The sequence below is a fragment of the Oscillatoria sp. HE19RPO genome (assembly GCF_024220515.1).
Taxonomy (GTDB): Bacteria; Cyanobacteriota; Cyanobacteriia; order Cyanobacteriales; family Laspinemataceae; genus Laspinema.
In genome coordinates, this window is the sequence record NZ_JAMXOT010000079.1 from 1 (window position 1) to 6,868 (window position 6,868).

The window sequence follows — 6,868 nt, forward strand, 5'->3', positions numbered from 1 at the left end:
CTCGTTGCAACAACCGGCGGGGGATAAATCAAGCGCCTCATAGCTTAAGTCGGTTAAAAACCGACTGAAAACACCATTTAATAAGACTTTCAGTCAGTTTCAACGGAAAGTCTTGGACTCGTTGCAACAACCGGCGGGGGTTTTAACCCCCGCCGGTTGTTGCTTTGGAGGGATAACGACTGAAGTCGTTACTACGAACATGGATAACGACTGAAGTCGTTACTACGAACATGGATAACGACTGAAGTCGTTACTACGAACATGGATAACGACTGAAGTCGTTACTACGAACATGGATAACGCCTGAAGGCGTTACTACGAACTGGGAGAGGTGGGTTCTTCACTGTCTGCGGAGGCGGTAGTGTAAGAATACCTCGGCGTCAACGGGTTTAACCTCTAAGAGTTCTAGGCGGGGTGCGGTTTGAGTGGTAAATCCGCTGCCGTCTACGGGGGTGGGGGCGTTGGTGCCACCGATGAGGAGGGGACAGAGGGTGAGCCAGAGTTCATCGATTAGGTCCTCTGCGAGTAGGGAGGCGACTAGGTTTCCTCCTCCGAGAATGGCTAATTTTTTGATGCCGAGGTTGGCGATTTGTTGGAAGGCATCGTGCCAGTCTACGGCACCGGAGGGGGTTTCGCTGACGAGAATTTTATCAAAGCCGGAATGGTTGCGCCAGGGTTCGGCACCTGAAGGGGTGGTGACTAACCAGCGGGGAACGGGTTGTTGGAATAGGGGGATGTGGCGCGGGAGGTTGCCGCTGGCAGAGGCGACGATTTGCACGGGTTGGGGCGGTTTTCCGGCTTGTTCGCGCTGGTTAATTCGGTTTGGATCCACCACTCTCATGGCGGTGTCTTTGACGCGGAAGGTTCCGGCACCTGTGATTACGGCATCGGCAGCGGCGACTTGTTGTTCTAAATGGGTTTTATCTGCGGGGGAACCGAAGAGGAGGGGCGATCGCAGGGAGTCGGAAATTTTGCCATCGGCACTCATGGCAAGAACTACGGTGGTTACAGGGCGATCGCTCATGTTTCTCGGAATCAATAATAAGAGGGTCAATCTAGTTTAACTGACCCGGACTCCTGAGATCACCTCAATAATCCCTCCGCCATAAACTTTAAAAATATTTGTTGATGAGGTTCTCCCAGAGGGCGGACTTCACCGGCTTTTTCCGAATAGCGACTCCCGCGACGAATATCCTCCGGGGTCCACAATCCCATATCCCATCCTTCATGCAGAACCAACTCTGAAATATCCACTGTCAGGGGAACATTAAAGACATGACGGACGACTTCTGGCGTTTCAAAACAACCGAATTCGGACACCTGTTTCGCTTCATAAGTAATTTCTTCCTGTAATTCTCGCCGCAAGGTTTCGAGAGGGAGTTCTCCGGGTTCGAGATGTCCTCCAAATAAACCCCAATATCCGGGATAAACGATGCCGGGTATATTGTCTCGCAGTTGCAAGAGAAACTGACCCTCTTGATGCAGGATGGCGAGGGCTACCTGAACAGGTTGATGACTCATGGGTTCTTTCTCCGGGTAAATTTTCAGGGGTTATTCTTCCCTAATATAAAAAAGGGATGATTCTATTGTGTCCTTTTGTGGAAGAATTTTCGGTATTTTATACCAGAATCTTGTAGGATTTTAAATTTTTTAACCTGAGAAGGCAGGAGAAGGCAGGATACCAGCGCACCCAAGCTGATTGAGTATCATGGAACACCCAGGTGTTCCGGGTTTTCAACAGCGATCGGTTTATTTTTAATGCATCTATTTTCTAATCCTGATCGGGGTTTTCAACAATCGTACAGTCCTAAACTATTCTGTTTTGCCGGTATTTTATGGATCCAATTATCCCGGATGGGTGTGCAATTGCACTTAAAAATTCTGGATAAATTTTCAATTATCCGTGTTTACCCCTAAATTTTGGGGCTAATAATTGGAACCATTAGTCGGGTTTTTAGACTGATTTATTAACCCTTATACCAGCAAAAGAGAAGAAGTATGCAGAGGATTTGTTTTAAAAATTTTTGGGCCCAGATGACTAATTTATTCTCCCCCAAAGCAATTTCCCTAGCTAAAATAGCCTAAAAATGAATGCCCTCATTTATAAGGCATCAGCCTGGGAAACATCGGGGATATCAACTGCATTCTATATCAACTGCCTACCGGGTTCAAGATGCAAGAAATTACAAAATTGATTCTTTCCCGGGAGGCGAGTGGGGGCATCAGAAACCTGCGTACAGTCGTTTGCTAGAGATTACTAAGGTGACCCAAGAATTAGAGTTTATGCCGAGTCCAAACCGTCCGAGCAGAACCGGAAAATTGTGGTTTATGCTAGTGGTTTTAGCGATCGCCGCCTCGATTTTCGCTGCTTCGCCTGCCGTCGCTGCGCGGTTAGACTCCTGGCGGTTTGAGCGCGATCGCAACCAACTCAACTTTAGAACCACCGGAAACGTCCAACCCAAAGCACAACTGCTGTCTAATCCCACCCGATTAATTATCGACCTACCCGGGACCCGATTAGGCCGGACTACGGTGCGAGAACGGGTCGGGGGGACCATTCGCGAAATTCGGATTGGGCAGTTTGAACGTCAAACCAGTCGAATTGTCGTAGAACTCGCCGAAGGCTATACCCTCAACCCGGATCAAATTCAATTTAGAGGCAGTTCCCCGAGTCAGTGGACGGTGCAACTCCCCACCCCACAGCGGGAAGTCGCCATCTCACCCACTCAAACCCCCGTCCCCCCGCCTCCAGCGGTTACCGTCAACAGCACCCTCCTTCAAGGAATTGAGGTCCTAGATGAAGGGTTTATTTTGCGAACTTCGGGACCCACCCCGGAAATTGACCTGAGATGGAGTACCGATCGCACCTGGGTGACCCTCGACCTTCCCGAAGTGAAACTCTCCCCCGAAATCACCGAACGGATCATGACCGTCGATCGCCTCGGTGTCAACCGCTTAGAAGCGATTCAAATCTCCGATTCCCCCCTGTTGTCCCGAGTCTTATTGAACTTAAACGACACCCGTCGCAACTGGCAAGCGCAAGTCACCGATCTTGGGGAAATCGTGATTTGGCCCGAAGGTGGCACTCCCCCCCAGTCTTCCAGTCTCCCCTCTTTAGCAACCATTCAGTCCGTGGAACTGGCGAATGATGGGACCTCCGTGGTCGTCAATAGCGATCGCCCGGTGGGATACAAAACCGAATGGGATATCGAGACCCTCGCCTATAAAATCACCCTATTTTCATCCCAACTGGCCGAAGCCCCTCGGGAGTTGAGAACCCCTTCCCAATCCTCCCTGTTATGGGTGCGGACTATTGAGGAAGACCCAGAAACCGTCGTCGTCCTCGTGCAACCCGCCGCCGGAATTCGGGTGGGGGAAATCAGTCAACCCTCGGGGAACCAACTTCTAGTCCGGTTGCAACCCGAGAGCATTCCCGAGGGCCCAGTCCAGACGCCCCCAGTTGTTGCGGTTGGAGAAAGAAGTCTGCCGATCGCCGTTCCACCGCCAACCACCCAAACTCCGGCCCCTCCCACCCAGACTCCCGCCCCTTCCACTCCCCGAGTGCCCACCAGCCGCCGGGTCGTGGTGATTGATGCCGGACATGGAGGCTCAGACCCCGGTGCTGTGGGCATTGGCGGGTTGCGAGAGAAAGAGGTTGTCTTAGATATTTCCCGACAAGTCTCGGAAATTTTAGAGCAAAATGGGGTAACCGTTGTGATGACACGGCAAGACGATCGCACCTTGGGTTTAGCCTCCCGAACCCAATTGGCAAATCGCGTCAATGCTAATTTATTTGTCAGTATTCATGCCAATGCAATTAGTATGTCCCGGCCCGATGTGAATGGGTTAGAGACTTTTTATTACAGGAGCGGGCAGCAGTTAGCTCAGAGGATTCAACGGAGTATGTTGCGTTCTTTTCCTAATATGCGCGATCGCGGCGTCCGACGGGCCCGATTTTATGTATTGCGCCATACCAATATGCCCGCCGTTTTAGTCGAAACCGGCTTTGTCACAGGTCGCGATGATGCCCGAATGCTGGCTAATCCGACCCAGCGAACACGCATGGCCGAGGCGATCGCCCAAGGAATCTTACAGTATATTCGAGAGGCTCGTTAAACTGCAAAAGGGGTAAATCTAGGGGCTGAAAAAATAAATCAGGGCTTTCATGTTTTGTAACAGCCTATGCTATACTTCGGACATTCTTAACTTTTGTTAAGATAGCGACAAATGTCATGACAAATAAAGTCGGCTCCCCGCAGCAAACCTGCTCAAGAAACATTTATGGGTGCAATGCTTTCAAGGACAGCGAGGGAGCCTAAAATCATGCGTAGAGTTGGCAAGCAGAGTATGAAAGTGACCCCATCCATCGATTTCCCCTATCGTCAAAACACCCCCTTGAGAAAAGCTAAACTCCAAAACTGGATACTCCCGAGTCTGATCAGTGCATTTCTGTTAGCCGCTCCCCCTGTGGAAGCGGCTCAACTAGAAACTTGGCGGTTTGAGTCCGATCGCAACCAACTCTCCTTTACAACCCAAGGCGGCGTGCAACCCACCGCTCAACTGTTGTCAAATCCAACGCGATTGGTCATCGACCTACCCGGTACGACCCTAGGGCGTCAAAATGTGACTCAGCCAGTAGGAGGAGCGATTCGGGAAATTCGGGTGGGACAATTTAACCCTCAAACCAGCCGAATTGTGGTCGAATTGGCCGCCGGTTACACCCTCGACCCCCAACAAGTCGAAGTCAAGGGCAGTTCCCCTAACCAATGGACCGTCCAATTACCGGACCCCCACACCGCAGGAACCCAAATCGCCCAGGGTGCATCCGGTCCTAGGTCCGATTCTCCCTCCCCCCTAGCTGCAACCGGGGGAAACACCTTCTTGCAAGAGGTGGAGATTAAAGACGAAGGCTTTATTTTTCATACCAATGGGGCCACCCCAACGGTGGAACTCAACCCGGGCAGTAATGGGACCTGGGTGAACGTAGACCTCCCAGGGGTGACCCTCTCTCCCGACCTAGAACGACGGGTTAGAAATGTCGATCGCCTCGGGGTCAATCAACTGCAATTAGTGCAAGCATCCAGTGCACCGCCGTTGACTCGGGCGATTTTGACCTTAACCGAACCCGATAAAAATTGGCAGGCCCAGGTCAGCGAACAAGGGCAAGTCCTGGTCTGGCCCGAAGGCGAAAATCCTCCCCAGGTCACGGCTCAAGCGACATCAGGGTTAGCCACCATTCAAGGCATCGAACTGGTTGATAATCAAGTGGTGATTAAGGCCGATCGCACCCTGAATTACAACACCGAATGGGACCAAAAAACCCTCGCCTATCGGTTGACGATATACTCCTCCCACCTCGGAAATGGTGTCAACCGCTTACAACCAGAACGGGGTTCCTCGGTATTATGGGTGCGTCCGAGTCAGGAAGACCCGGAAACCGTCGTGGTTTTGGTCCAACCCGCTGCCGGAGTGCGAGTCTCTGGGGTTGAGCAACAATCTGGCGATCGCCTCGCAGTCCAGTTAGAATCCACCGAGATTGTCACCACGGACCCCAATGCTCAGTTGATTCCCGTCGTCATTCCCGACTCTCCCCCATCCGTATCACCGGAAAATCAGCTACAGTCAGAAATTCCCCCCATCCCTGCCGGACGAATTGCCGTGGTTATCGATGCCGGACATGGTGGTATCGACCCCGGTGCCGTCGGCATTGGCGGACTGCAAGAGAAAGACGTAGTAATCGATATCTCCCATCAAGTTGCCGAAATTCTGGAACGAGAGGGAATTACCGCCATTATGACCAGGCAGGACGATCGCACCATTGACCTAGCACCTCGGGTCCAGTTAGCCAATCGGGTGAATGCCAATTTATTTGTCAGCATCCATGCCAATGCAATTAGTATGTCCCGTCCAGAAGTCAATGGATTAGAGACTTATTATTATGCCAGTGGCCGGAATTTGGCCCAGGCGATTCAAAATACTATGCTCCAGGATTTCCCCTCTATGCCCAACCGGGGTGTCAAACAGGCGCGGTTCTATGTGTTGCGCCATACCAGTATGCCTGCGGTTTTGGTGGAAGTTGGGTTTGTGACGGGTCGCGATGATGTTCAGATTTTGTCCGATGCGGCACAACGAACTCGCATGGCTGAGGCGATCGCCCGGGGCATCTTAAATTATGTTCGCACGAATCGTTAAGCGAGAAATTTAACCCGCACCCTAACCCTAAAGGGTTGGGCTATACGAACAAAGCCCGCCTGCGCGGGCTACTTCATGAGTTTTTTGCTATGGGAACTCCAAAAAATAAAACCTTCAAAAAACCCGCACCCTGAAGGGTGGGGCTATACGAACAAAGCCCGCCTGCGCGGGCTACTTCATGAGTTTTTTGCTATTAATCACAAATTTAGGGGAGAAACCGGGTTTCTCATCTTGGGGTAGGGTTCAGAAACCGGGTTTCTTGCCCAGGTTTTTGCTATTTGTCACAAATTTACGACAGAAACCCGGTTTCTTGTCTTGTTTTTAGGGCTCAGAAACCGGGTTTCTTGCCCAGGTTTTTGCTATTTGTCACAAATTTAGGTCAGAAACCCGGTTTCTCGTCTTGGGGTAGGGCTCAGAAACCGGCGGGGGTTCAAACCCTAGCCTAACAGCTAAAGTCGTCTAAAGACGACTGAAAGTCTTATCCCGTGATGTTTTTAGTCGGTTAAAACCGACTTTAGCTATTAGCTGGGGGTTAAAACCCTAGCCCTGTCAAGGTGTATTGATTTGTAGGGGCGCAATGCTTGCGCCCCTACAGGAAATAACGATTTTTCATCATCAAATTTACCTCTTGGACAGGCGCTTCTCGAAGCGCCCCTACAGGAAATAACGATTTTTC

At 51.1% G+C, this 6,868-nt stretch carries 4 protein-coding genes; 2 read left to right on the top strand and 2 right to left on the bottom strand.

Annotation, left to right across the window (positions count from 1 at the left end):
- Positions 1-340: 340 nt before the first annotated feature.
- A complete protein-coding gene (locus NG833_RS08180) occupies positions 341-1,039 on the bottom strand; it encodes a RibD family protein (protein WP_375293890.1) in 699 nt (232 codons plus the stop codon).
- A gap of 44 nt (positions 1,040-1,083) precedes the next feature.
- Positions 1,084-1,521: an NUDIX hydrolase gene (locus NG833_RS08185; protein WP_254564803.1), complete on the bottom strand. Its 438-nt coding sequence runs from the start codon at positions 1,519-1,521 to the stop codon at positions 1,084-1,086.
- Between the two features lie 741 nt (positions 1,522-2,262).
- Here NG833_RS08185 and NG833_RS08190 point away from each other — a divergent pair.
- Positions 2,263-4,116, top strand: a complete 1,854-nt coding sequence (locus tag NG833_RS08190) for an N-acetylmuramoyl-L-alanine amidase (protein WP_254564804.1) — start codon at positions 2,263-2,265, stop codon at positions 4,114-4,116.
- A gap of 207 nt (positions 4,117-4,323) precedes the next feature.
- Positions 4,324-6,192, top strand: a complete 1,869-nt coding sequence (locus NG833_RS08195) for an N-acetylmuramoyl-L-alanine amidase (protein WP_254564805.1) — start codon at positions 4,324-4,326, stop codon at positions 6,190-6,192.
- Positions 6,193-6,868: the final 676 nt, after the last annotated feature.